Source organism: Melittangium boletus DSM 14713, from assembly GCF_002305855.1.
Classification (GTDB): domain Bacteria; phylum Myxococcota; class Myxococcia; order Myxococcales; family Myxococcaceae; genus Cystobacter; species Cystobacter boletus.
Window position 1 is genome coordinate 9,488,505 of the sequence record NZ_CP022163.1, and the last position, 25,501, is coordinate 9,514,005.

General features: G+C 69.4%; 23 protein-coding genes. 12 read left to right on the forward strand and 11 right to left on the reverse strand.

What is annotated here, in order from left to right:
- Positions 1–33 precede the first annotated feature (33 nt).
- Genes MEBOL_RS39110 through MEBOL_RS39120 form a run of 3 tightly spaced genes read left to right on the forward strand, consistent with a single transcriptional unit; the run spans position 34 to position 3,094 of the window.
- A complete protein-coding gene (locus tag MEBOL_RS39110; protein WP_095983281.1) occupies positions 34–1,035 on the forward strand; it encodes a hypothetical protein in 1,002 nt (333 codons plus the stop codon).
- A complete protein-coding gene (locus MEBOL_RS39115) occupies positions 1,032–1,892 on the forward strand; it encodes a DUF4129 domain-containing protein (protein ID WP_245919258.1) in 861 nt (286 codons plus the stop codon). The genes MEBOL_RS39110 and MEBOL_RS39115 overlap by 4 nt, the downstream gene beginning before the upstream one ends.
- Positions 1,889–3,094: a DUF4350 domain-containing protein gene (locus MEBOL_RS39120; protein WP_095982184.1), complete on the forward strand. Its 1,206-nt coding sequence runs from the start codon at positions 1,889–1,891 to the stop codon at positions 3,092–3,094. The genes MEBOL_RS39115 and MEBOL_RS39120 overlap by 4 nt, the downstream gene beginning before the upstream one ends.
- On the opposite strand, the gene MEBOL_RS39125 is transcribed toward MEBOL_RS39120, so the two are convergent.
- From MEBOL_RS39125 to MEBOL_RS39135, 3 genes are read right to left on the reverse strand one after another with little or no spacing between them, the layout of a single operon-like run.
- Positions 3,091–4,365 carry a TolC family protein gene (locus MEBOL_RS39125; protein ID WP_095982185.1) on the reverse strand — a complete coding sequence of 425 codons (1,275 nt, stop codon included), beginning with the start codon at positions 4,363–4,365 and terminating at the stop codon, positions 3,091–3,093. The two genes, MEBOL_RS39120 and MEBOL_RS39125, sit on opposite strands and share 4 nt — an antisense overlap.
- Positions 4,362–7,553: an efflux RND transporter permease subunit gene (locus MEBOL_RS39130; RefSeq protein ID WP_095982186.1), complete on the reverse strand. Its 3,192-nt coding sequence runs from the start codon at positions 7,551–7,553 to the stop codon at positions 4,362–4,364. Before MEBOL_RS39130 ends, MEBOL_RS39125 begins: the two co-directional genes overlap by 4 nt.
- A 17-nt stretch (positions 7,554–7,570) precedes the next feature.
- Positions 7,571–8,701 (reverse strand): efflux RND transporter periplasmic adaptor subunit, encoded by a 1,131-nt coding sequence (locus tag MEBOL_RS39135; protein ID WP_095982187.1) that lies wholly within the window; start codon positions 8,699–8,701, stop codon positions 7,571–7,573.
- A 255-nt stretch (positions 8,702–8,956) separates the two neighbouring features.
- Here MEBOL_RS39135 and MEBOL_RS39140 point away from each other — a divergent pair, with 255 nt between their 5' ends.
- The gene (locus MEBOL_RS39140; protein ID WP_095982188.1) at positions 8,957–10,117 is read left to right on the forward strand and encodes an ATP-grasp domain-containing protein; all 1,161 of its coding nucleotides are present in this window, start codon (positions 8,957–8,959) and stop codon (positions 10,115–10,117) included.
- A gap of 33 nt (positions 10,118–10,150) precedes the next feature.
- Here the strand turns inward: MEBOL_RS39140 and MEBOL_RS39145 are convergent, their stop codons facing one another.
- From MEBOL_RS39145 to MEBOL_RS39170, 6 genes are all read right to left on the reverse strand, one after another.
- Entirely contained in the window at positions 10,151–10,924 is a 774-nt protein-coding gene (locus MEBOL_RS39145; protein ID WP_095982189.1) for an alpha/beta hydrolase, read from the reverse strand.
- A 126-nt stretch (positions 10,925–11,050) separates the two neighbouring features.
- Entirely contained in the window at positions 11,051–12,253 is a 1,203-nt protein-coding gene (locus MEBOL_RS39150) for a glycosyltransferase (RefSeq protein ID WP_095982190.1), read from the reverse strand.
- Positions 12,240–13,298, reverse strand: a complete 1,059-nt coding sequence (locus tag MEBOL_RS39155) for a glycosyltransferase family 4 protein (RefSeq protein ID WP_095982191.1) — start codon at positions 13,296–13,298, stop codon at positions 12,240–12,242. The genes MEBOL_RS39150 and MEBOL_RS39155 overlap by 14 nt, the downstream gene beginning before the upstream one ends.
- An 18-nt stretch (positions 13,299–13,316) precedes the next feature.
- The gene (locus tag MEBOL_RS39160) at positions 13,317–13,847 is read right to left on the reverse strand and encodes a serine O-acetyltransferase (RefSeq protein WP_095982192.1); all 531 of its coding nucleotides are present in this window, start codon (positions 13,845–13,847) and stop codon (positions 13,317–13,319) included.
- Between the two features lie 87 nt (positions 13,848–13,934).
- The gene (locus tag MEBOL_RS39165; RefSeq protein WP_095983283.1) at positions 13,935–15,428 is read right to left on the reverse strand and encodes a lipopolysaccharide biosynthesis protein; all 1,494 of its coding nucleotides are present in this window, start codon (positions 15,426–15,428) and stop codon (positions 13,935–13,937) included.
- 35 nt (positions 15,429–15,463) lie between these two features.
- Entirely contained in the window at positions 15,464–16,642 is a 1,179-nt protein-coding gene (locus tag MEBOL_RS39170; RefSeq protein ID WP_281256622.1) for a polysaccharide deacetylase family protein, read from the reverse strand.
- A 474-nt stretch (positions 16,643–17,116) separates the two neighbouring features.
- On the opposite strand from MEBOL_RS39170, the gene ccmA reads away from it, so the two are divergent.
- The 8 genes from ccmA to MEBOL_RS39210 are packed head-to-tail and all read left to right on the forward strand — an operon-like array spanning position 17,117 to position 23,708.
- Positions 17,117–17,779 (forward strand): heme ABC exporter ATP-binding protein CcmA, encoded by a 663-nt coding sequence (gene ccmA / locus MEBOL_RS39175; RefSeq protein WP_095982193.1) that lies wholly within the window; start codon positions 17,117–17,119, stop codon positions 17,777–17,779.
- A complete protein-coding gene (locus tag MEBOL_RS39180; RefSeq protein ID WP_095982194.1) occupies positions 17,776–18,471 on the forward strand; it encodes a heme exporter protein CcmB in 696 nt (231 codons plus the stop codon). The genes ccmA and MEBOL_RS39180 overlap by 4 nt, the downstream gene beginning before the upstream one ends.
- Before the next feature lie 7 nt (positions 18,472–18,478).
- Positions 18,479–19,303 (forward strand): cytochrome c biogenesis protein, encoded by an 825-nt coding sequence (locus tag MEBOL_RS39185; protein WP_095982195.1) that lies wholly within the window; start codon positions 18,479–18,481, stop codon positions 19,301–19,303.
- Positions 19,303–19,509, forward strand: coding sequence for a hypothetical protein (locus MEBOL_RS39190; RefSeq protein ID WP_095982196.1), 207 nt, complete (start codon positions 19,303–19,305; stop codon positions 19,507–19,509). Before MEBOL_RS39185 ends, MEBOL_RS39190 begins: the two co-directional genes overlap by 1 nt.
- 4 nt (positions 19,510–19,513) lie before the next feature.
- Positions 19,514–20,002 carry a cytochrome c maturation protein CcmE gene (locus MEBOL_RS39195; RefSeq protein ID WP_095982197.1) on the forward strand — a complete coding sequence of 163 codons (489 nt, stop codon included), beginning with the start codon at positions 19,514–19,516 and terminating at the stop codon, positions 20,000–20,002.
- A complete protein-coding gene (locus MEBOL_RS39200) occupies positions 19,999–22,023 on the forward strand; it encodes a heme lyase CcmF/NrfE family subunit (RefSeq protein ID WP_095982198.1) in 2,025 nt (674 codons plus the stop codon). The genes MEBOL_RS39195 and MEBOL_RS39200 overlap by 4 nt, the downstream gene beginning before the upstream one ends.
- Complete coding sequence (locus MEBOL_RS39205) at positions 22,020–22,559, forward strand: TlpA family protein disulfide reductase (RefSeq protein WP_095982199.1); 540 nt, start codon at positions 22,020–22,022, stop codon at positions 22,557–22,559. The genes MEBOL_RS39200 and MEBOL_RS39205 overlap by 4 nt, the downstream gene beginning before the upstream one ends.
- Before the next feature lie 18 nt (positions 22,560–22,577).
- On the forward strand, positions 22,578–23,708 hold the full coding sequence (locus MEBOL_RS39210) for a hypothetical protein (protein ID WP_095982200.1): 1,131 nt from the start codon (positions 22,578–22,580) through the stop codon (positions 23,706–23,708).
- A 19-nt stretch (positions 23,709–23,727) separates the two neighbouring features.
- Here the strand turns inward: MEBOL_RS39210 and MEBOL_RS39215 are convergent, their stop codons facing one another.
- Both MEBOL_RS39215 and argG read right to left on the reverse strand, forming a co-directional pair.
- Positions 23,728–24,030, reverse strand: coding sequence for a hypothetical protein (locus tag MEBOL_RS39215; protein ID WP_157823941.1), 303 nt, complete (start codon positions 24,028–24,030; stop codon positions 23,728–23,730).
- 71 nt (positions 24,031–24,101) lie between these two features.
- Entirely contained in the window at positions 24,102–25,448 is a 1,347-nt protein-coding gene (gene argG, locus MEBOL_RS39220; protein ID WP_095982202.1) for an argininosuccinate synthase, read from the reverse strand.
- Positions 25,449–25,501 lie beyond the last annotated feature (53 nt).

Sequence of the window (25,501 nt, forward strand, 5' to 3'; positions counted from 1 at the left end):
CTCGCCAAGGGCCAGCGAGTATGCTCTCCCGCCGTGAGCCTCCCCCCTTCGGACCTGCGGCCCCTGGCGCTCGGCGAAATCGTCGACCGCGCGGCCACCTTCTGGCGCCAGCACTTCCGCCCCCTCCTCATCCTCAGCATGGGCTTCAACCTGCTGACCTACATCCTCAGCAAGGTCCTCCAACTGACACTCCAGGGCAGTCCCCTGATCCAGGCCTCCCAGGGCGGCGGGGGAGACCTGGCCGAGCTGGGTGCCGCCGTCTTCCGGCTCATGCTCACCATGGGCGGGGTGCTGCTCGGCTCGCTCTGGCTCTACTACCTGAACACGCTCGTGGTGGCCCGGTACGTGGTGCCCACCCAGCTCGGTGACACGGTGCGGCTGGGGGACTGTGTCCAGCGGGCCTTGAAGCGTCTGGGCACGTTCACCGGGGCGTACCTGTTGTCGCTCGGCTGGGGGGTGGGCACGCTCCTGCTCCTGTCCGTGCCGGGCGGTCTGCTCGTGGGCGTGGGCGCGCTGCTGGTGGCCCGGCCAGATGGAGCCTCGCTCCGGATCGTGGGCCTATCCCTGATCGCCATCGGGTCCATCCTCCTGGGCCTCGGCATGCTCGGCGCGCTGCTGTGGTACCTGCTGCGCTTCTGCCTGCTCGGGTCGGTGGTCGCCATGGAGGACGCCTCGGCGTGGCGGTCCTTCCGGCGCTCGGGGGCGTTGCTCTCGGGCCGGGTGGAGCCGGGCTTCACCGGCCGCGTGCCCGTGCGCGCCATGATCCTCGTCACCGTGGTGTCCATCATCCTGATCGCCGTGAGCATCCTGTGTGGCCTGCCCGCGCTGATCCTCCAGTTGATCTACCGCAACCCCGACAACCCGGCCGTCTCGCTCGCGCCCCAGTCCCTCCTTATCCCCGCCGAGCTGCTTCAAGTGATGGGGCAGGCCGTGTTCAACCCCCTGGGCCTCGTCGTGTACGCGACGCTCTACCTGGACATGCGCGTGCGCCGCGAGGGGTTGGATCTGGAGCGCCGTCTGGACGCGGCCTCATGATGGTGTCCGGCCTCGCGTTGCTGTGGCTCACCACCGCCCTGCCCTGCCAGGACGCCGCGAGCGAGTTGCAGCGGCTCTCGGAAGTGGCCGCGCGGGATCCGGAGGCCCTGGAGGCCGCCCTCGCGGAGACGGCGACGCGATGGGAGGGGCTGCCTCTCGGGAATCTGGAGACGGCGCGCCAGCGCATCCACGGCGTCTGTGCCTCGCTCGACGCGGCTCCCGACGCGACAACGCCCCCACGCGCCACCGACCGCGCCCGGCTCGAGGACATCCTCTCGCGGCCCGAGTTCGCCCACGCCCGGCAACGGCAGGGCGATGTGCTCGATCGGCTCCTGCGGTGGGTGAAGGACTGGCTCGAGGAACTGCTACAAACGAGAGGCGCGCAGAGCTTCGCGACGAGCACGCGACTGATCGTGCTGGTGTTGGGCTTCGCGGTGGTGCTCCTGGTGCTGTCGCGCCTGCGCCACTGGAAGCGCTCGCCCACGCGGCGGCGGGAGCCCGCGGAGGCGGGACGGACGGAGGAAAAGCTCGATTCGCCCGGGGAGCACCTGGCGCGCGCGCGCGCGGCCCTGGCGGCCCAACCGCGCACGGCCATCCGCGAGGGACTGCTCGCCCTGCTGTCCTCGCTGGAGTCCCGGCGGTTCGCGAGACCGGATCGCGTGCGGACGAACCGCGAGCTGGTGGAGGAGCTGCCCGAGCGGGGCGCTCCCGCGCAGCTCACGGGCGAGGTGGAGCGGTTGGTGCGCTGGTACGACCGGGCCTTCTATTCGCTCGAGCCCGTGCCCGAGTCGGAAGCGGCGCGCTTCGTGAATGAGGTGGAGCGGCTGCACCAGGGGCTCGCGGGAGGCGCGGCATGAAGAACGCGCGGCTGGTGGCCCTCTACGCCGTGCTGGTGACGGTGGCGCTCGCGCTGGGGCTCGCGGCGAATCAAGGCCAGCCCCCCTCCTCGCTGCCGTCGGTGGACAACCCGGGCCCCCTGGGCCTGCGCGCGCTGTACCTGTACCTCCAGGAATCGGGCGCGCCGGTGTCCGAGCTTCGCGAGTCCTTCGACGCCCAGGCGCTCTCCAGTGGCGCGCGGACGGTGGTGATGGCCGCGCCCCAATCGAGGCCCGTGACGGACGAGGAGGCCAAGGCGCTGCGGACCTGGGTGTCCCAGGGCGGCACGCTCGTCTACCTCGCGTCGCGAGAGGCCCGCTCCCGGCCCCGGGCCCTGGACGACTGGCTCCAGTTGTCGGACGGGCCGGTGCTCCCCTCGAGCGCCGACGGGCTGCCGCCCGGGGAGAAGGATCTCACGGGAACGACGGTGCGCGTCTGGGGCCGGGTGGGCACGGCTCGGGAGCTGGAACGGCTGCGCGTGGCGCTGGATCGCGGGCTCGTGGTGGGACGGAGCGATGCGGTACCGCTCGCGGGGGCCCAGGGCATCGCGGTGGTGTGGCGGGTGCCCGAGGGCAAGGGCGAGGTGTACGTGCTGGCGGGCACCGACCTGGGAGAGAACCGGCGGATCGAAATGCTCGACAACCCGCGCTTCTGGGACGGACTGGCCGCGCGCGGGCCGCTCGCCTTCGACGAGTTCCACCACGGAGTGGCACCCACGCGAGAGCCGCCCTCGGCCCGGGCCTTGTGGATCTTCGTGGCGCAGGCCCTGGTGGTGGGCCTCTTCTACGTGGCGTCCCGGGGGACGCGCTTCGGCCCGCCCCGGCCCCTGCTGGTGGAGAAGCACCGCTCGTCGCTCGAGTACGTGCGCTCCCTGGGGTGGCTCGCCCGGCGCGCGAAGGTGGAGCGGGAGTTGGTGGAGGAATTGGCGCGCCAGACGCGGCGGTGCATGCACGAGCGGCTGGGCATCTCCCCCGCCCTGCCCGAGGACGAGGCCGCGCGGCTCCTGGAGCGCTCGAGTGGTCTGCCCGCGGCGGACTATCTGGCCTCGCGGGAAGACCTGGTGCGAACCCTGGAGCAGCGCCACATCCGCCCCGGAGACTACGCGCGGCTGGTGCGCCAGCACGCGCGCATCGAGGCGGTGATCACGGGCCGGATGGAGCGTCCCGGCCCGCGCGACGCCTAGTTCTTGGCCTCGGCCTCGAACAGGCCCGCGGCCCGCTGCAACCGGAGCGCGGCGAGCGACGTCTGCAGCCGCTCGGAGATGGCGCTCACCTCGGCGCTCGTGAGCGCGGAGTTGGAGTCCGCCACCTCCAGGTACGTGCCCACGCCCGCCTTGAAGCTGATCTCCGTGAGGCGCTGCGTCTCGCGGGCGAGGGCCAGGGCCTCCTCGGCCTTGGCCAGGTTGGAGCGCGCGTTGTCGTAGTCCAGCCGCGCGGTGGCGACCTCCTGCGACACCTTGGTCTCCACCTGTTTCTGCTGGGCGGAGGCCTCGGCCACGCGGGCGGACTCCTCGCGCAGGCTCACCTCGCGCAGGCCTCCGTCCCAGAGCGTCCACGAGCCGTTGAGCGTCAGCGTCCAGGTGCTCGCCTGTCCCGCGAAGCCCGCGGCGTTGGTCGTCCGGTAGACGCCAGCGAAGTTCACCGACGGCGCGTAGGAGAACCACACGCCCTGCCGGCGTCCCACCGCGAGATCCAGGTTGCGGCGCGCGGCGAGCACGTCCGGACGCGAGTCCTGCGCCTTGCGGGCGAGGTCCTCGTCCTTGGCGGGCACCTCGGGCACGGGGGGCAGTTGCAGGGTGAAATCCACCGAGTCGCGCTGCAGCAGCGTGGCGAGCGCGAGCCGGGCCGAGTCATACGAGTTGCGCGCACGCACCAGGTCCTGCTCGGCGCGGGTGCGGTCCAACTGCGCGCGCAGCAGGGCCACGCGGGTGACGGTGCCCGCGTCGAAGCGCAACTGGGTGTCCTTCTCGCGCGCCTGGTTGACCTCCAGGAGGAACTGCGTGGCGCGGATGGCCTCCTGGAGCGACGCGGCGCTGAAATAGGCCTGGGCCACGCCGAAGAGCACTTCCCGGCGGGTGTACTCCGTGTTGAGCGTGGCCACTTCCTGGGAGATGCCCGCGTTGCGGATGGCCGGCCACAGCGACGGGGCGATGATGGCCTGACGCACTTCGGCCTGGGCCGCGAGCGAGTTGTACGGCTGGATGACCACTTCCGGGCCTCCGCCGGGCAACGCCAGCACGGCCTCCGCCGAGTTGCGGGTGTAGCTGCCGCCGATGGCCACGGTGGGCAGGTACGCGGCCCACGCGCGGCGGGACAGCAACAGCGACTGGTCCAACCGCGCCCGGGCCACCTTGAGGTCCAGGTTCGTGCGACGCGCCTCCTCCAGCGCGTCTTGAAGCGTGAGCACCGGCGACGCGGCGCTCACGGACAGCGTTACTGCGAGCAGGGCGATCATGCCGCCTCCTTGTCATGCGCCGGGCGCAGCTCGGTGAGCGTGTCACCGCCGTAGGCCCGGGCCACCTCGGCCTCACCCGTCTCCTCGGGCGAGCGCTTGGAGCCAAACTTGCGCTTGAACCACGCCGACGCGTCATCGAGCAAGGAATACGCCACGGGCGTCACCAGCAGCGTGAGCGCCAGCGACAGCGTCTGGCCACCCACCACCACGCCGGCGGTGGCCTGGTTGAAGCTCGCGCCGACACCCTTGGAGAACAGCAGCGGAATCATGCCGGCCACGAAGGACAGCGTGGTCATCAGGATGGGCCGCAACCGGTCCTTGCTTCCGTGGATGATGGCCTCGAGCCGTGGCTGGCCCTCGGCGCGCAACTGGTTGGTGTGATCGATCTGGAGGATGGAGTTCTTCTTCACCACGCCGAAGAGCACCAGCAGACCCAGCATCGAGTACATGTCCAGCTGCTGCTTGAAGATGAGCACGGAGATGAGCGCGAAGGGCACCGTGAGCGGCAGGGACAGGAGGATGGTGACGGGGTGGATCCACGAGCCGAACTGGGCGGCGAGGATGAGGTACATGAAGACGAAGGCCATGGCGAAGGCCACGCCGAAGTTCGCCGCCGTCCGGCCCACCTCGCGAGAGATACCCGCCGGGGCGATCGTGTAGCCGGAGGGCAGCTTCGTCTCGGAGATCATCTTGTTGAACTGCTCCATCACCTGGCCCGAGCTCACCCCGGGCGCCGTGTTGGCGCTCAGGACGATCTGCCGCTGACGGTTCATGCGGTTGATCTGCGAGGGGCCATCCTCGTGCTTGAGCGTCACCACGTCGGACAGCGGCACGGAGCCCAGACGCGCGGAAGGCACGGTGAGCTGACCGATGTCCTCCATGCTGGCGCGCGTGGAGGGCTCGGCGCGCAGCCGCACGTCGTACAGGTTGCCATTCTCCGCGTAGTTGGACACCTCGATGCCACCCACCACCAGTTGCAGCGTGGAGGCCACATCGGGGATCTGCACGCCCAGGTCCGCGGCGCGCGAGCGGTCGATGTACGCGCTCACCTCGGGCTTGCCGATGATGAGGTTGCTGTCCGCGTCCACCACGCCGGGGATGCTCTTGAGCTTGTCCAGGAAGATCGTGGCCTGATTGCCCAGCTCGTCGAAGTCCGGGCCGCGCACCACGTACTGGACCGAGGCCTGCGTGCCGCCGCCACCGAACAGCGGCGCGTTGGTCACGCTCACCCGGTACTCCTTGGGCAGCTTGGAGGTGATGTCGCGGCGCACGCGCGCCATGATGTCGTCCTGGGTGTCCTGGCGCTGATCCGGGTTGACGATCTTCACGAACAGGGCCGCCACGTTGGGCGTCTTGTCCGTGTTGTCACCGATGGTGGTGATGGTGGCGGTCGTCTCCGGCACCTGCTCGCGGATCTCCCGCGCCACGCGCTCGGCCACCACGAGGGTGGAGTCCATGCTGGTGCCCTCGGGCATGCGGATGGACACCTGGAACTGGGCCTCGTCGCTCTTGGGCATGAAGCCCGCGGGCACCGACTTGACCAGCGGCACGCACGAGCCGAGCGCGGCCACGGACGCGGTGACGGCCACCCAGCGGTGCGCCATCACCCAGCGCAGGGAGCGCTCGTAGGCGCGCTCGATGGGGGTGTAGACCGCGTCCGTGATGCGCTCGAGCAGCGGCTTGCGGCCGTGTCCATGCTCGGGCGACGCCGAGCCGACGAGCCAGCGCGCGCACAGCATGGGCGTGAGCGTGAAGGACACCAGCAGCGACACGGCGATGGAGAAGGCCATCGTCCAGCCGAAGCTGGCCAGGAAGCGGCCGGGGATGCCGCCCATGAAGGCCACGGGCAGGAACACCGCGATGAGCGACAGCGTGGTGGCGAGCACCGCGAGGCCAATTTCCTTGGTGGCCAGGATGGCCGCGGGGAAGGGCTTGAGCTTCTTCTCGTGGATGAAGCGGTGGATGTTCTCCAGCACCACGATGGCGTCGTCGATGACGATGCCCACCGCGAGCGCGAGCGCCAGGAGGCTGATGGTGTTGAGGTTGAGCCCCGCCATCTGCATCAGGCCGAAGGTGCCGATGATGGACACGGGAATGGCGAGCGCGGCGATGAGCGTGCTGCGCCAGCTGCCCAGGAACACGAGCACCACGAGCGAGGCGAAGAACGCGCCGAGGATCAGGTGCTCCTGCACCGCGTGCACGCTGGTGAGGGTGGTCTCCGAGTTGTCGCGCACGATGTCCAGGGTGTAGCCCGGCGGCAGGGTCGGCCCCAGCTCCGCCACGCGCCGCCGCACTTCCTGCACGAGCGACACGGTGTTCTCACCCGACTGCTTGCGGATGGAGAGCATCACCGCCGGCTTGCCATCGCGGCGCGCCGCCGTCGTCGCCTCTTCCTGGCCGTCCTCGACCCGGGCCACGTCCCGCACGCGCAGGATGTGCCCCGCGCTCTCGCGCAGCACCAGCTCGCCCATCTCCTCCACGCTGGTCACGCGGCCGCGCAGACGCAGGGTGAGGTTCTGCGGACCCGTCTCGATGCTGCCACCGGGCAGGGACATGTTCTGGCCGGAGATCGCGCGCTGCACCTCCGCCGCGCTCACGCCCGCCGCGCGCATGCGCACCGGATCCAGCCAGATGTTCACCTGGCGCTTGGTGCCACCGATGAGCGACACCTGGCCCACGCCCTGGACCGTCTCCAGCTTGCGGCGCAGCACCCGGTCCGCGTACTCGGTGATTTCCCGCGCGGGCCGGTCCGACTGCAGGGACAGGATGATGACCGGCACCGCGTCCGGATCGAACTTCTGCACCAGCGGCGTCTCGATGTCCCTGGGCAGATCGTAGGTGATCTGGTTGATGCGGTCGCGCACCTCCTGCACGGCCACGTCCACGTCCTTCTCCAGGACGAACGTGACGATGACGGTGCTCACGCCCTCGGACGTGACGGAGGACAGCTCGTCGATGCCGGAGATGGTGTTGACGGCCTCTTCCACCTTGTCGGTGATGTCCGTCTCCATCTCCTCGGCGGCCGAGCCGTTCAGGCGCGTCACCACCACCACGGTGGGGAAGTCCAGCTTGGGGAAGCGATCGACGGTGAGCTTCGAGTAGCCCACGCCCCCGAGCACGCAGATCAGCAGGATGAGCACCGACGCGAGGACGGGCTTACGAACACAGATACTGGCGAGCCATTGCATGGATCGGACCCCTCGGACTACTGCAGCTTCTGGCCGTCGCGCAGCTCCGGCCGCGCCACCGCCACCACGCGCTCACCCACGCGCACGCCCGCCACCACCCCCACGCTCTCCCCCGCTCCGTCGCTCACCTGCACGAAGCGCTCCTCCAGCCGGCCGTCGCTCACCACGAACACCTTGCGGCGCGCGCCCTCCTCCACCAGCGCCGTGCGCGGCACCACCGGCATGGGCTGCTCGTTCAACTGCACCCGCGCGGTGGCGAACTGGCCCGGAATCAGCGCCCGATCCTTGTTGGGCACCAGCGCCTCCACCACCAGGTCGCGGCTGCCCGAGCGCAGGCCCGCGCCCACGAACGCCACCTTCGCCTGGTGCACCACGTTGGGCGCCGCCGTGAGGGTGAACTCCACGGGCTGATCCTTCTGGATGAGCGCCGCCGAGGACTCGGGCACCGTGAGCTGCAGGCGCAGGGGATCCAACGCCACCAGCGTCACCACCTTGGTGGGCGGCTGCACGTACTCGCCCACGGACACCACGCGCTCGCTCACCACGCCGTCGAAGGGCGCGCGGATGGTGGCGTCCGTCACGTTGATCTCCAGGAGCGTCAGGCGCGCGGAAGCGGACGCCACCTGCGCCGCCGCGTTGCGGCACTGGGCCTCGGCGCGATCATGATCCGCCGAGGAGATGGTGCCGCTCGCGAAGAGCTTCGCGTTGCGCTCGCAGTCGGCGTTGGCCAGCTGCTGCTGGCTCTTGGCCTGGACCACCTGGGCCCGGGCGTCATCGAGGTTGGCCGAGGCCGCGCGCGCGTCCAGCTTCGCCAGCACGTCGCCCTTCTTCACCACCGAGCCGCGCTCGGCGTGCACGGACACCACCTTGCCCGTCACCCCCGCGGCCACGTCCGCGTCCTCGTTGGCCGTCAGCGAGCCGGTGAGCGTCAGGTAGCGGGGCACCTTCGCCTCGCTCACCGCCACCGTGTCCGCCTTCACGGCGCTCTCCTGCGCCGTGGCCTGACGCGCCTGGGCGCCCGGCTTGTTCTCCGCCGCATCCACCCGCCCGCCACACCCCACGCCCCATGCCAGCACCAGTCCGCCCACCACCACGCCCTGGATCGCCAACGCCCTGCCCGTGCTGCCCTGTCGATGAGACTTGCGCATACCCGTGCTCCCGAAGGGGCCGCCTACCGGACGGCTCCTCGGCCGAGATAAGTTAGTAACGGGAAACTAACTAACTCTCGGCCCAACGAGGTGTCAAGTTCCGGAAAAAAGGCGAGCGGGCGGGCGGGGCGTGTCCTTCCTGGTTGCCCGTCCCCGGGATGGCGCCTCGCGTCAACAGGTCCGTGCTCCCCCCGGCGAAGTCGGGTATCGTGAAGCGTCCCACTTGAAGAAGGAGCCGCCGTCGAAGGCCCCGCCATGAACGTCGTCTTCATCTCCCCCCAGTTCCCGCCGCAATTCTTCCACTTCGTCACCGCGCTGCGCGAGCGGGGCGTCAACGTCCTCGGCCTCGGGGACTGCCCCTACGACGCCCTGCGTCGGGAGTTGCGCGACTCACTCTCCGAATACTTCTTCACCCCCAACCTGCATGACGTCGAGGCGCTGCAGCGGGCCGTGGGCTACTTCACGTGGCGCCATGGCCGCATCCACCGCATCGACTCGCTCAACGAGACGTGGCTGGAGGTGGAGTCGCACCTGCGCGAGTCCTTCAACGTGCCGGGCCTCAAGCCCTCGGACATCGCCCGGCTGCGCTCCAAGTACGGCATGCACGACGTGTTCAAGAAGGCGGGCCTGCCGCACCCGGACGCCATCCTCGTGCGCGATGCCGCCCAGGTGAAGGCCTTCGCCCGGGAGGTGGGCTATCCGCTCGTGCTCAAGCCGGACGTGGGCGTGGGCGCCGCGCGCACCTTCAAGGTGTCCAGCGAGGCCGAGGTGGACGAGGCCTTCACCACTCCCCTGCCCGGCTACGTGGCCCAGGCCTTCGTGCGCGGCACCATCGTCACCTATGACGGGCTCGTGGACGCCCACGGCCACATCATCTTCTCCACCAGCCACGAGTACAGCGACGGCATCATGGAGTCGGTGCTCGAGCAGCGCGACCTGTCCATCTGGAGCCACAGGGAGCTGCCTCCCGCGCTCGACGCCATGGGCCGCAAGATGGTGGAGGCGCTCGGGCTGCGCGAGCGCTGGTTCCACCTGGAGTTCTTCCGCCTGGCCGACGGCGGCTTCGTCGCGCTCGAGGCCAACCTGCGGCCCCCCGGCGCCTTCGTCACGGACATGATGAACTACGCGGGGGACACGGACGTGTACCGCCTGTGGGCGCGCCTCATCACCGGCGAGGACCTGAGCGGATTTCGCTACGAGCCCAAGTACCACGTGTGTCACATCGCCCGGCGCACGGGACGGCCCTACCGCTACGGGCACTCGGAGGTGGTGGCGCGGCTGGGTGCGAACCTGCTGCAGCACCGCGAGCTGCCCTCCGTCTTCACGAGCGCCCTGGGCGACGAGATGTACCTCACGCGTCACCAGGACCTCGAGGCGATGCGCGAGGCGATGCGGCTCGTCCAGGCCAGGCCCTGACCCGGGTTCGAGCCGCCCGCCCCATCGGGCGGCTCAGCCCAGCAGCCAGTTCATCGCGAGGGGAAGCCGGCGCTGCCAGGCCTTCTCGTCGTGGTGGCCCCCCGGCTCGAGCACGAGCGCGAGCTCGTGGTCGCCGTAACCCAGCCCCTTGAGGTGGTGGTAGAAGTCCCGGGTGGCCTCGCCGTAGCGCATGACGTAGCCCACCGGATCCACCGTCTCGTGCAGGCCCGCGTCCAGGTAGATGCGCGACCAGTGCCGGGTGTGGCGCGACCACTCGGAGAAGAAGCGATCCCAGCCCCACATCACCGAGGGCGACAGTCCGCCAATGCGGCCGAACAGCTCCGGGTGGCGCCACCCCAGGTAGAGCGACATGAGGCCCCCGAGCGACGAGCCCATGACGGCCGTCCACTCGGCGCCCGTGCGGGTGCGGTAGACGGAGTCCACGTAGGGCTTGAGCGTGTCGGTGATGAAGCGCACGTAGGCGTCGCCCTGGGCATGCACGTGGCTGCGCGGCTCGTCCCACGGCGAGTACTCGGCGAGCCGGTTGTACGTCGAGTCCACGGCGACGATGAGCCAGGGCTCCGTGCGGCCCTCGGCCACCAGGTACTCCATCGTGTCGTTCGCGCGCCACGTGTCGTAGATGGCGGACTCGGAATGCGCGAAGACGTTCTGCCCGTCGTGCATGTAGAGCACGGGGAAGCGATGGTCCGGCGCGAAGTCATACGCGTCCGGGGTGTAGATGCGCACGGTGCGGGAATGCCCCTCTTGGGGCGATGCGAAGTCTCGGATGATGTGGACGTGGCCCATACGTGGTTCGGCGATTGCCGCGAAGCGCAACCATAGGCGGACTCTCGCCTACCCGCCATAGCGCGAACGCCCCGCCCCCTGGCTTCCCAGGGCGACGGGGCGTGGACTTCCCGAAGGGCCCGGCCGCTACAGCCCGCGGCCCGCCTTGACCATGGCCTCGCCCACGTGCTGGCGGATCTCCTCCACCTTGGCCTCCCAGCTCTCGTGGCGGATGCGCTCGGCGCGCACCCGCGAGGGCCCGGCGCCCTCGGCCAGGCACTCGTCGATCTTCCGCACGAAGTCCGCCTCGTCGGTGGCCAGCTTGCACAGGCCCACCTTGCGCACCTCGGGGATGTCCGAGGACACCACCGGCAGGCCCGCGGCCAGGTACTCGCGCACCTTGAGCGGGTTGGCGTTGAGCGTGAGCTCGTTCACCCGGAAGGGCATGAGCGCCACGTCGAAGGCCCGGCAGTAGCCCGGCAGCTCCGAGTACGACTTGCGCCCCAGGAAGTGCACGTTGGGCAGCGCCTTGAGCACCGCCGGGTCCACGTCCGGCGCCACCTTGCCGATGACGACCACCGAGCCCTCGGGATGCGCCTTCGCCGCCGCGGCGAGCGCCTCCAGGTCCACCCAGTCCGCCACCAGCCCGAAGAAGCCCAGGATGGGCTTGGGCAGGTTCGCGATGTCCGCCGGAATGGGCGTGGCGGGGTCGCACGCCTTCACGAAGTGGTTGAAGTCCACGCCGTGACGCACGAGCGACGTGCGCGGGTTGATGCGCGCCTTGCTCTCGCGCAGCCGCTCGGCCGTGGTGATGACCACGTCCGCCCGGCGCAGCAGCTGCTCCTCCAGCTCCGCGATGTGCCGCCCATTCGTGTCGCTGAACGCGGAGAACTCGTCCACGCAGTGGTAGACGACGAACTCCTCGCCGAGCCGCCCGGACACCGGCGCCGAGGCCGGCAGGAACGACCAGGAGATGGGCCGCTTGAAGTGCAGCTGGCGCATGGCGCGCAGCACCTGGGCCCGCAGGAGCGTGCGGTTGAGCGAGCGCACCGCCTCGGAGCCGTAGAGCGGCACCGCCAGCGGCGCGAGCACGAACAGGTTGGGCTCCACCTCGCGCACGCCCTCGGTGAACCGCGCCAGCTTGTTCCAGATGCGCTTGACGTCGTGGGCGTTCGCCTTGGGCGCGCGGTTGCCGATGCTGTTCACCCAGAGCACCCGGTTGTCCCGCGAGAGAATCCGCATGATGTGAACCTTGGAGAGCGGATCCCCATCCCAATCGTTGGAAAACACCACCAGGTCCCTGCCACGCAGGGCCCGCCGGGCCAGATCCATTTCATCACCGCGCCGCATCTATCTCGCCTCCCAGGATCGTGGATTGAGTCAGGTCTTCATAAAGCTTCATCAACACCGGCCCGGCATCGGGCGACACCCCCTGTGTCGGCCCCGCCTCGAGCGCATGGTGAACCTGAGCCGCCAGGTCCACCGCGTCACCTGCCCGAAAGGTGTAGGTCCCTTGCGGCCGGACACACACATCACTGGCCACACACGGCACCCCGAGCGTGAGCGCCTCGCGCACGGAGATGGCATCCCCGTCGTGCGTGGTGGGACGGATGAAGGCATCGCTGCGCGCCATGAGGGCGAGCGCCTGCGCGTGCTCCAGCTCCCACAGGTTCTCCAGGAGCGCTTCGACTCCGGACTCCCGGGCATCTCGCATGAATTCCTCCGAACGGGTCCCCGGACCGAACACCGCGAGCCCCACGCCGGGCCGCTCGTCCGCGATCCGCCGCAGCGCGCGGAACATCAGCGCGCGGCCATAGACGGGTGAGGGGTGGTGCGCCATGGCCAGCAGGGTCTTCCGGCGAGCCCTCGCCTCCTGGATCGCCGGCGTCGCCTCGCCCGGGCGTACCTGCGAGCCGCAGAAGGCCGGGTAGACGAGGATCTTCTCCGGGGGAACGCCGCAGCGCACCAGCGCCTCGCGCACCGCTCCGGACACGGCCACCACGCGCGAGTAGCCCGCCAGCGCCATGCGCGCGAACACCCGGCGGGACAGCGAGTGGGCCAGGTAGTCCGGCAGCAGCCCCGAATGCAGCGTGATGACGCGCGGGGAGCGCGGCGCGTGAACGGCCGCGGTGGCGGCGAGCATCCACGACTTCGGGTTGTTGCCGCTGGTGTGGACGTGGACCGTCCACCCCTCGTGGAGGAAGCCCGCGAGCTTCCTGCCATACTGGGCCGGGGTGCGCACGGGGATGACGTCCGGCGCGGGCCGGCCCCCCTTGCCAATGTCCAGCACCATGGTCTCCACCCCGCGCTCGCGCAGCGAGGCATGGAGTTGCTGCACGTGCACGGCCACGCCGCCATGCGGCGGCGGGTAGTCCCCCACCAGGAGCACTCTCATGTTGGAGTTTCCCGGCGCCTAGCGCGCGATGGACGTCAGGGGCGGAACGGACTTCACCACCTCGTTGCGCCGATCCACCTGGGGACGCAGCCCCATCTCGCGCTCGTAGGTGGCGAGCGGATCCGGATCCTTGCGAATCTCCCGCGCCGGGATGCCGCCCACCACCGCGCCCGGAGCCACGTCCTTCACCACCACGGCGTTCGCGCCGATGATGGCGAAGTCCCCGATGTGCACCGGCCCGAGGATCTTCGCCCCCGCGCCGATGCGCACGTAGTCGCCGATCACCGGCAGCTCCTTGAGCCCCGAGCGTCCGCCCACCGTCACCTGGTGGGAGATGAGGCAGTGCCGGCCAATCTTCGCGTCCTTGTGGATGACGATGCCCATCCCGCCGTAACCCAGCTGGGTCCCCTCGCCGATCTCGGCCTCGGGCGGCAGATACGAGCCATGCAGGAAGTGGATGACCTTGCGCAACATCGCCGGCAGGACGGGCACGCCCCGCTGGTGAAGCTTGTGTCCGAGCCGGTACAACCCGATTGCATCGATCCCCATCACGCCTCTCCCCTGTTGAACGGTGACCCAAGCTAGGTACCAGCCCTCCAGTACGGGAGTCCCCATGGACGCCTCATCGTCCGGTATCTATCGGACCACGGCTTCCTCGCTCCGGCGCGAGCGCGCTCCCGTCAGGAAACCCAACGGTTTGACCCCTGTCGCCGTCAACACGCCCACATAACCCAGGACGAACAAGACGCCGGCCAGCGCCAGCGGCACGGCCCTCCAGACGAAACCCTCGGGCAGACCGCTCCAGGCATGCTCGGTGAGGGCCCGCAAGCAGAAGACGGCCACCGCGGCGGCCAGGGCGGCGAGCGAGGCCTTGCCCAGCTCGCGCCAGGGGATGAGATCGCGGATGCGCAGGCGCAGCGAGGGCGTGGACAAGGCCGCCGGCACGCGCACGAGCAACGCGCACTTGCCCACCAGCTCCGCCACGGCCCACGACACCACACCGCCCATCATCCCGAACTGGCGCACCCCCACCCAGACGAGCGGCACCGTCACCACCGCCTTCACCAGGTAGGACAGGAAGATGGCCCGGGTGTACCCGCGCGCGCGCAGCACGCCGTCCATGGGAAGGATCGCCAGCACCACGCCGAGCACGCTGACCCGGAAGATGGGAACAGCCTCGAGGAACTTCGCGCCGAAGAGCGCCCCGATGAACTCGGGCGCGGCGGCGAAGAGGAAGGCGGAAAACGGCAGGAAGAGGAAGGCGAGCTTGCCCGAGGCCTCGCGGAACGCCTCCACGCCCTCCTCCAGGCGCCCCTGCTTCTCCAGCTCGCCCAGCCGCACCATGAGCACCTCGCTCGTGGGCGTGTAGAGCAGATCCACCACGGGCAGCTGGAAACACCCCACCCGGTAGAGCGCATACAGGGCCGGGCTCACCACGCCCGCCACCATATAGAGGTGGGCGTTCTGCTGGGGAATGGCGAGCGCCATGGCCGCGCCAAAAGGCGCCGCGTACACCAACTGCTCGCGCCACAGCCCCGCGCGCACGAGCGGCCCCTTGCTGCCCAGCGGTGCCACCACCCATGTGGCCACGTAGCGCAGGAAGGTGAAGCCCACCACCGACCACATCATCCCGTGCAGGCCCGCGCCCAGCAGACACGGCACCACCATGGCGGCCGCGCGCACCGCGTCCGACGCCAGGTAGACGAGCGCGGACTGCTTCGTCCGGCCCTGGCTGGTGAGGGAGATCTCCAACGGGAAGGAGCCCAGGAGGAACGCCGTGTACAACGCGAGCGCGCCGCGGTGCTCGAGGAGCGCCGGGTTGTCGAAGTGCCTCGCCACCGGGCCGAGCAGTCCCCAGACCAGGCCCGCCGCCACCAGCCCCGCCCCGGACATGAACAACAGCGTCTGGCCCAGCCACGGCCGCTTCTCCTCGGCGCGGGGCAGGAAGTAGTAGAGGCTCTGCACCACCCCGAAGGGCAGCACGTAGTAGAGCGTCGTGGCGATGAGGAAGAGCTGGTAGTAGGTGCCGTACTCCGCGAGGCTCAACACCCGCGCGAGCACGAGGGGAATGGACAGGGTGAGCCCGGCGGTGAAGAGCCGGGCGAGCACCAGGGGACCCGCCTTCCCCATGAAGGAGGAGGCGGGCTTCGTGGCGGCGGCTTCGCTCACCAGGCGACCCCCTCCTGGATGATGGGGCTCGTGGACGCGACCGGCGGCGTGTCCTTGCTCGTGCGCTGCGGGCGCCGGCCCAGCACGGGCTCGCGCATGCCGAGCGTGCCGAAGCAGTCGTCGAGCTGGCACACGGTGAGGCTCGACGAGTAGCCGCCCGTCACGCCCACGCTGAAGTTCTCCCACAGCACCTTGCGCTTGAGGGTGAAGGGGTTGCCGCCGATGCGGTTGGACATGTCCTCGGTGGTGACGGCCGAGCGGAAGCCGTTGCGCATGAGCACGTCGATGACGTCGTCCGAGTACCAGCCATTGCAGTAGGCGAAGTCCCTCACGGGCGTGCCCAGCTCCCGCTCGATGATGGCCTTGGACTCGCGCACCTCGCGCTCCACCACGTCCAGGGGCTCGTGGGTGAGCACCACGTGGCCCAGGGTGTGCGCCCCGAACTCGAAGCCATCCTGGGACATGGCGCGCACCTCGTCCCAGTTCATCAAGTCTCCCTGCGCGGGCAGCTTCGGCGCGTCCGGACCGAGCCGCGACTCCAGCGCCTGGATCGTCTCCACGAGCGTGGCCGAGGAGTGCTGGCCAATGAAGTCATCGAGCGCCGCGGACAGGCGCTTGCGGCCGGACATCACCTCCGTCATCAGTCCCGCCGCGGGCTCGGGCAGCACGTCGAACATCGGCTGGAAGCCCTGGGCCTGGACCTGATGCACCAGGTGGAAGAGCCGATCGTGGTTGAACCGGAAGTCCGTGCCGATCAACGCCGAGGGCAGGTAGGTGATGGCCGGGATGCCCATCTGCTTGAGGACCGGGTAGGCGTAGCGGTACACGTCGCGGTAGCCATCGTCGAAGGTGACGACGCACAGGTCATCGTGGGCCGTCTTCGCCCCGGACATCACGTCCAGCGCCTCGCCGAGGGAGGCGAACTTGTAGCCCGCCGCGGACAGGCCCTCCAGGTGACGGCGGAACGTCTCCTGGGAGATGAGCAGACCCGGAATGGAGCGCTGCAGCTCTCCGAAGAAATCCTCCACCACCCGGTGGTAACTGACGATGAGCACCCGGCGGCCACCCGACTGGTGCCGCCTGTAGGACGCCAGGGCCTTGCGCAGACCACTATGGTGGAGCACCCCCGCCGCCGCCGACTTCATCGCCCTCCGCACCACTGCTCGCATGTCCATCGCAGGTATCCTCTCCAGGTGACGCCGCATGCTTCTGACGCCGGGCCTTTGCACCCGGTGTGCCAGCAGTCCCCTGTCCCGTCCCGAGAACGGCTCTCTCACGAAACGGTAAGTCCGTTCTCATCCGGTGACGTCCACCCACATGGATCCACGCAAGCAAGGTGTTGAAGGCTGGAAACAGTCACCGTTTCGCCCCTGACAAGTGCCTCGTTATCCCGACAACCCTCGCCTGTCCGTTCTGGCCCGAGCGGGCGGGCAGCCGAGCGGAGGACTGAAAAAACTTCTCCTCTTGTCTCGGCGGAGCGCCACCGGAGCGCCGATCCAGGCCGGAAAATTACCCTCTGTGAGGAGATTCCCCGCCGCCCCCCTCCGGGGCACGCCGTGCGGGGGCCTCGCGTCCTCCTCCCTGCCCAGGCGGCCCACGGTGCTTTCACTGGAGTGTGAGGAAGTTTCCAGTTACGAACGCTTCCGCCGATGGAAGCCCCTCCCGCGCCGCCCCCCGCGCTCGCCCTCCATGACGTCAGCAAGCGCTACGGCCGCCACTGGGCGCTGGCGCGCTTGAGCTATGCCCTGCCCCAGGGCCGCTCCCTGCTGCTCACCGGGCACAATGGCTCCGGGAAGACGACCCTCTTGCGGCTGGTGGCCACCGCCCTCTCCCCCACCCACGGCCGGGTGGAGGTCCGCGGCCGGGACTGCGTGGAGCAGCGCGACGCCGTGCGCCGCGAGGTGGCCCTGCTGTCCCACGCGAGCTTCCTCTATGAGGATCTCACCGCCCACCAGAACCTGATGGTGCTCGCGCGCCTCTTGGGCCTGGAGTCCCCCTCGGACGTGGCGGATGGCTTGCTCGTCAAGGTGGGTTTGACGCGGCGCTCCGAGAGCCCCGTGCGCCAGTTCTCCGCGGGCATGCGCAAGCGCCTGGCCATCGCCCGGCTCCTCCTGAAGGCGCCCGCGGTGGCGCTCCTGGACGAGCCCTTCGGCGAGCTGGATCCCGCTGGCATCCAGGCCATGGAGAAAATCATCGGCGAGTTGAAGACCTCCGGTGTCACCGTGGTGCTCGCCACGCACCTGATCGAGCAGGGCATGAGCCTGTGCGAGGAGCGCCTCCATCTGGCGGAAGGCCGGGCGGTGGCGGCATGAGGGCGGCGCGTCCCATTTCCCTGCCGAGGTCGGTGGGGGTGCTGCTGCTCAAGGATCTGCTGATCGAGTGGCGCACGCGCGCGCGGCTCAACGCGCTCATCTTCTTCGCCCTGGCGACGCTGCTGCTCTTCTCCTTCGCGGTGGGCCCGGACACGAAGCTGCTGGCGCGCAACGCGGGAGGCTACCTGTGGCTCGCGCTGCTCTTCGCCAGCGTGCTCGCCCTGGGGGAGTCCTTCCGGGTGGAGCAGGAGAACCTGACCCTGGATGGCTTGAGGCTCGCCCCGGCGGACGCGCGCGCCATCTTCCTGTCCAAGGCCGTGGGCAACACGCTCCTGCTCGTGGCGCTGGGCACCCTGCTCATCCCGGTGATGGTGGCGCTCTATGGCGTCCAGGTGGTGATGGGGGTAGGACCTTTCGCTACCACCCTGGTACTCGGCTGCATGGCCATCAGCGCGCCGGGCACGGTGTATTCGGCCATCGCGAGCAACGCCCGGGCAAGGGATGTGCTGCTTCCGCTGTTGCTGTTCCCGCTCATCATTCCGGCGCTACTGGCCTCGGCCAAGGCGACGCAGCTCGTGCTGCAGGGAGATCCCATGCAGCAGTTGGGCTCATGGTTCGGGCTGTTGTCGGGATTCAATCTGATTTACTGGGGAGTGGGCTTCGTCCTGTTCCCCCGCGTCATCGAGGATTGAGGTAGGCATGCACACGGTGCTTCAGGTGCTTTCGACGGCGGCGGCGCTGGCGTCGGTCGGTCTGGGAATCTTCCTGGGCGTGAAATGGGCGCCCCCCGGCTCGCGCTACAACGCCCGGCCGATCCTCTGGGGCATGACGGCGGTGGGGGTGGGCCTGCTGGTGCTCGGCACGTGGATGGGCCTGGTGTGGACGCCGCCCGAGCGGGAGATGGGGCAGGTCTACCGCATCATCTATGTGCACGTGCCGGCCATGTGGATGTCCCTGCTGGCGCTGGTGCTCAACTTCTGCTTCTGCGTCGCCTACCTCTTCAAGGCGAGCTGGAAGAAGGACGCCATGGCGGAGGCGTCCGCGGAGATCGGCCTGCTCTTCGGCACGTATGGCCTGGTGCTCGGCTCCATCTGGGGCAAGCCCACCTGGGGCGTGTACTGGGACTGGGATCCGCGGCTGACGGCCATGGCCATCATGCTGGTGACGTACGTGGGCTACACGGCCTTGCGCCGCTTCGTGGAGGATCCGGAGAAGCGCGCGGTGTGGAGCTCCGTGGTGGGCATCATCTCGGGCATCAACACGCCCATCGTCTGGCAGTCGGTGAAGTGGTGGCGCAGCCTGCACCAGGTGCAGTCCACGCCCAAGACGGTGGACCCGGACATGGTGCTCGCCCTGCGGGTCAACGCCTGGGCCTCGCTCATCCTGCTCACGCTCTTCCTCTTGCACCGCTACCGCATCGCCCTGGCCACGCGCGAGGCGGAGGTGGCCCTGCCCGACGCCCTGCCCCCGGATGCCACCTCGGGGGTCTCCCCGCCGCGCGGCACCCCCACGGAGGTCCTCTGATGTCCGCCCTGTACGAAGTGTCCACCGCCGTGCTCGCCCAGGTGGGCGAGGGCCGCATCAAGGGCGGCTGGGGCTACATCTGGAGCTCCTACGCCATCGCCTGGGGCTCGCTCGCGCTGTACGGCCTGTCCCTGTGGATGCGCCGTCCGGGCAAGGCCGAGCACGACTCCGCCCCGCCCCCTTCCGTGAGCCCTTCCAAGGAGTGAGTCCATGACCCCGCAGACACGCAACCGTCTCATCGCCGTGGCGGCCCTGCTGGTGGCCGGTGGCGGCCTCGCCCTGGTGGCCTTCGGCAACATCGGCGAGAACCTCGTCTATTACTGGCGGCCCTCGGAGATGATCTCCCAGGGAGACAAGGCCTACGGCCCCATCATCCGCCTGGGCGGCCAGGTGCAGCCGGGCAGCATCCAGTGGGACGAGCAGCACACCACCCTGCACTTCCGCGTCATGGACAGCGAGCAGCCCGGCGCGGCCCACGTGCTCGTGCGCACGAGCGAGGTGCCGCCGCAGATGTTCCGCGAGCGCATCGGCGTGGTGGTGGAGGGCACCTTCGACAAGTCCCAGACCTTCCAGGGCACCCGGCTCATGGTGAACCACTCCAACGAGTACCGCGCGCCCAAGACGGATGACGACGTGAAGAAGATGTTCGAGGACATGCAGAGGCAGGAGACCACCACCGCCTCGGCGAGGAGCCCGTGAAGTCCTCGCTCGGCTATGGCTTGGTGCTCGCGGGCCTGGCGTTCGCGAGCTTTGGCGCGCTGGTGGGCCTGGTCAGCGGCATGCGCCGCAACGACGCGGCCTTCCCCTGGGTGATGCGCTGCGTGGTGGGCTTCTTCGCCTGCATGCTCGGCGCCAACGTGGTCATGGAGTGGGCGCTCCTCTCCAACGACTTCAGCGTGAAGTACGTGGCGCAGGTGGGCAGCATCGCCACGCCCACGCCCTACAAGATCGTCTCGCTGTGGAGCGCGCTGGAAGGCTCCATCCTCTTCTGGGGCCTCATCATGGGCGGCTACGTGATGGCGTTCGCGTGGGTGCACCGGCGCGAGCACGCGCGGTACATGTCGCTGGCGCTCGGCACGATGCTCGCGGTGGGCGTCTTCTTCAGCTTCCTCATCGCGGGGCCCGCCAACCCCTTCCACACCATGTCGCCCGTGCCCCTGGATGGACCGGGCCCCAACGCGCTGCTGCAGAACCACTACCTGATGATCATCCACCCGCCCATGCTGTACCTGGGCTACGTGGGCATGACGGTGCCCTTTGGCATCGCGGTGGCGGCGCTCTTGCGCGGGGAGATGGGGGATGCGTGGATGGCGCCCCTGCGCCGCTGGACGCTCTTCGCGTGGCTCTTCCTGTCCATCGGCATCATCCTCGGTGCGTGGTGGGCGTACGCGGTGCTCGGCTGGGGCGGCTACTGGGCGTGGGATCCCGTGGAGAACGCGTCCTTCCTGCCGTGGCTGACGGCCACCGCGTTCATGCACTCCACGCTCGTGCACGAGCGCAAGAAGATGCTCAAGCTGTGGACGCTGAGCCTCGTGCTGTCGAGCTTCGTGCTCACCATCCTGGGCACGTTCATGACGCGCTCGGGCATCTTCAACTCGGTGCACAGCTTCACGCAGTCGGACATCGGGCCCACGTTCCTCGTCTTCATCGCCGTGCTGCTCTTCGTGTCCATCGCGCTGCTGGCCGTGCGCGGTCCGCTGCTGGTGGCCGAGAGTCAGATCAAGTCGCTGCTCTCGCGCGAGACGACCATCCTGGTGAACAACCTGGTGTTCGTGGCCATCACCTTCACGGTGTTGCTCGGCACGCTCTACCCGCTCATCTCCGAGGCGGTGCGCGGCATCAAGGTGAGCGTGGGCGAGCCGTACTTCAACAAGATGGCGGTGCCCGGCGGCGTCATGGTGCTCTTCCTGATGGGCGTGGGGCCCATGCTGCCCTGGGGAAGCCCGGATCCGAAGACGGTGCGCGAGCGCTTCTGGATTCCGGCGGCGGTGGGCGTGGCGGTGGTGGGCGCGTGCCTGGCCGGGGGCTTGAGGGGTTTCTACCCGCTGCTCACCTTCGGGCTGGCGGGCTTCGTCACCGTCATCACCCTGCGGGAGCTGGCGCTGCCGGTGAAGGTCCGCATGGCGGAGCACCGCGAGGGGTTCCTCACGGCGCTCGTGGGCAGCGCCACCAAGGCGCGGCGGCGCTTCGGCGGCTACATCGTGCACCTGGGGATCGTCATCATGTTCGTGGCGGTGGGCGCCTCGTCGGCCTACGTGACGCGCACCTCGGGCACGGTGCGCGAGGGCGAGACGCTGAGGATCGGCGGCTACCAGGTGAAGTACCTGGGACTGACGAGCGGCCGCGAGCCGCACCGCTCCTTCGTGGCGACGAACCTTCAAATCACGGCGCCGGACGGGTCGGTCAGTGAGATGGCGCCCCGGATGAACTACTACGAGACCATGACGGATCCGGTGGGGACGCCCGCGGTGCGCACGACGCCCAAGGAAGATCTCTACCTGTCGCTCATGGCCTTCTCCGAGGAGCGGCGGACGGCGAGCTTCAACGCGTGGATCTTCCCGCTGGTGGGGTGGATCTGGTGGAGCATCCCGGTGCTGGTGCTCGGCACGCTCATCGCGCTGTGGCCCGCGAGGAAGGCGCGCGCGGTGGCGGAAGTGCGCGCGCCCACGGCGGGGGCTCCGCCCGAGCCCGGTGCCGGAATGAACCAGGGGGCGGCATGAACTGGCGCGTCACGATCGGCTTCGCCGTCCTGTGCATGGCCCTGGTGGGAGTGCTCTACAAGGGCTTTGGCCGGGATCCCCGCGAGGTCCCCTTCAAGCTCAAGGGCGCGCCGGCGCCGGCCTTCACCATGAAGGCGCTGGACAGCGGCCAGCGGGTGAGCCTGGAGCAGTTCAAGGGCCGGCCGGTGGTGATCAACTTCTGGGCGTCCTGGTGCGGCCCCTGCCAGGGGGAGCACCCGGTGCTCGAGTGGGGCGCACGGGAGTTCGGTGCGCAGGCGCAGTTCCTCGGCGTCGTCTTCGAGGACACGGACGACAACGCCCGGCGGTTCCTCTCGCGCATGGGCGCGAGCTTCCCGCAGTTGACGGATCCGCGCTCGAGCATGGCCGTGGACTACGGCGTCGCGGGGGTCCCCGAGACATACTTCATCGACACCCAGGGAATCATCCGGGGCAAGCACGTGGGTCCCATCGATCCGCAGACCCTGGCGGGTTGGATCAGGGACCTGTCCGCGGGCGGCCCCACCGCACAGCACTGAGTCCGGAGGTCGCAGCCCATGCAGTGCAAGGAATGCGGAGAGCTCGCGCGGGACAACACCCTGCGCTACTGCGAGAACTGTGGAGCGAAGATGCCCGCGCTCCCGCCAGGAACCCCTCGAAAGACGGGGGTCCGGCCCGCGATCCCCACCACGGGGCGCCCACGCGCCTACGTCCCGGCGCGCGACGCCCTCCCGGAGGACGATACCGAAGAGCAGTCGATGAGCCCGCACTTCGCGCCCGCCTCGGCTCAGGACGAGCACACGGATCCAGGCATCGCCGCGGCACCGCCCTATGACGGTCCGGCCTGGCTCGCGCACGTGCCGGGCCACTCGCCGACGGTGTTGGGCCTGGGCCTGTTGGCGCTGGCGATGTTCCTCTCCATCCTCCCCTTCTTCTCCGGAGTGGGCCCGCTCTGGTCGGTGGTCGTCCTCGCGGGCGGCTGGGTGGTGGCGGCACGGGAGCTGCGTGAGGCCCAGGTGCGCCATCCGCTGGTGGATTGGGTCCCCGAGAACCTGATGCACCCGGCGGTGCCCGCGCTCTTCGCGGTGCTGGTGGCGGCGCTGGCGCTGCGCATGGTGAGCCTTGGCTTCACCCCGTTGTTGTGGCTGGGGGGCGCGGGGCTCGTGGGTTACGACCAGTACCGCAAGGTGTACGCGGGCGAGTCCGGATGGAGCCGCCTCTTCGCGCCGCGCCAGCTGCTGAGCGGATTGCACCTGGTGGCGCTCGGCGGCGTGGCGTTGTGCCTGCTGTCGCTGTTCCTCACCTGGGTGCCGGCCCGGAGCCCGGCGCGACGCGCACCCGCGGCGGCGGGTCCCCCGGAGCTGCGCATGATGGACCCGGTCCCCGTCTCGTCCGACTACTCCTTCGAGTTGCCGTACAACGCGGGCTGGGATCAACCCATGGCCGTGACCATGGAGTTGCTGTTGCTCGCGGTGCTGGGAGTGATGGCCTTGCACCCAGAGGTGTACCGGCCGGACTGGCTGCGCTTCACCCCGCTCGGTGTGGTGGCGCTGGGCCTCCTCTGGGCGGTCTTCTGTCTCGTCACCCTGGGCTTCTCCGTGGGGCCCGTGCTGTTCCTGGTGGGCCTGGCGGCGGTGGGAGTCGTTTCGGGGCGCGAGGCCTTCGCGCGGGCGCCCTCCGCCGAGTGAGGGCGCGCCGCGGCCGGATTTAGTGGATCTGCTCGGGGGCCTTCTTCTCCGCCGGGCAGCCCTTCTCACAGGACGTCAAGGTGGACTGGTACTTCTCCGAGCAACGCTGCATGCACTGGAGGGCCTCTTCCTGCTTGCCAGCGGCCCTCGCCTTCCCGCAGGGCGGAGCACACGCCGACACCACGGCGTTGGCCTTGCGCTGACAGGCGGGTTTGCACTCGATGGGGTCCTTCTTCTCCGCCGCGGCGGCGGGCAGGCCCAACAACACCCCACCCGCCAGCACCACCGCCCACCACCCCGAGGCCTTCTTCACTCGACTCATGGCTCGCATCTCCTCGCGCTGGAACCGCGCCTGGGCCGTCCGCGCACGAGGCCCGGCCCAGGACACGATAGTCACTCCTCCGAGCCATCCTCCAGCAACTGCGCGATGCCGGGCGTGGGACCGCCGGGGAGACGGCGCACGCTGGACAGGTGGTGCAGCAACAGCGCGCGGTTGTCCCCCACGGACAGGTTCTGCATCTCCAGGGCGCCGATGCGATCCTCGGGGCTGAAGGCGCTCTCGACCTTCTCCATGGAGAGCTTGCTCGGATCGTAGGACATGTGCTCGGCCTGGGTGTCGAGCAGCGTGTAGTCATCGCCGCGGCGCAGCTCCAGGGTGACACTGCCGGTGACGCTGGGGGCCACCCACCGGGTGAGCGAGTCCTTGAGCAGGAGCGCCTCGGGATCGAACCACTTGCCCTCGTAGAGGAGGCGGCCCAGGCGGCGGCCCAGGGTGGCGTAGAGGTCCGTGGTGTTCTCGTTGTGGATGGCGGACAGCAGCCGCTCGTAGACGACGTGCAGCAGCGCCATGCCGGGGGCCTCGTAGATGCCGCGGCTCTTGGCGTCGATGACGCGGTTCTCCAGCTGATCGCTCATGCCCAGACCGTGCCGCCCGCCAATGCGGTTGCACTCGAGGAACAGCTCGAAGGAGGAGTCGAAGCGCTTGCCATTGAGGGCCACGGGCAGGCCCTGGGCGAACTCCACGGTGATGCGCTCGGGGCGCACATCCACCTCGGGGCGCCAGTGGGCCACGCCCATGATGGGCTCCACGATGTTCATGCCCTTGTCCAGGTGCTCCAGATCCTTGGCCTCGTGGGTGGCGCCGAGCACGTTGGCATCGGTGGAGTAGGCCTTCTCCGTCCCCATGCGGTAGGGCAGCTGGATGGAGGCCAGGTACTCGCTCATCTCCTTGCGGCCCCCGAAGGCGCTGACGAACTCGGGATCCAGCCAGGGCTTGTAGATGCGCAGCGCCGGGTCCACGAGGATGCCGTAGCGGTAGAAGCGCTGGATGTCGTTGCCCTTGTGCGTGCTGCCATCGCCGAAGACGTGCACGCCGTCCTCGCGCATGGCGCGCACGATGGCGGTGGTGGTGACGGCGCGGCCGAGCGGCGTGGTGTTGAAGTACTTCTTGCCACCCACGGACAGGTGGAAGGCACCACACTGAATGGCGACGAGGCCCTCGCGCACCATGGCCTCGCGACAGTCCACGAGCTTCGCCTGCTTGGCGCCATGGCCCAGGGCGATGGGAGGAATGTCGGAGGGGTTCTTCTCGTCGGGCTGGGCGAGGTCGGCGGTGTAGGCGTACACGTCGAGCCCCTTGCGCGACATCCACGCCACTGCGGCGCGGGTGTCCAGACCGCCCGAGAAGGCGAGACCAATACGGGTACCAGCGGGAGGAAGCGAACGGTAGATCCGGCTCATGGCGCGGCGCGTATCACGGAAGCGGCCCGGACGTCCCGCCCCGCGTGTAGGCT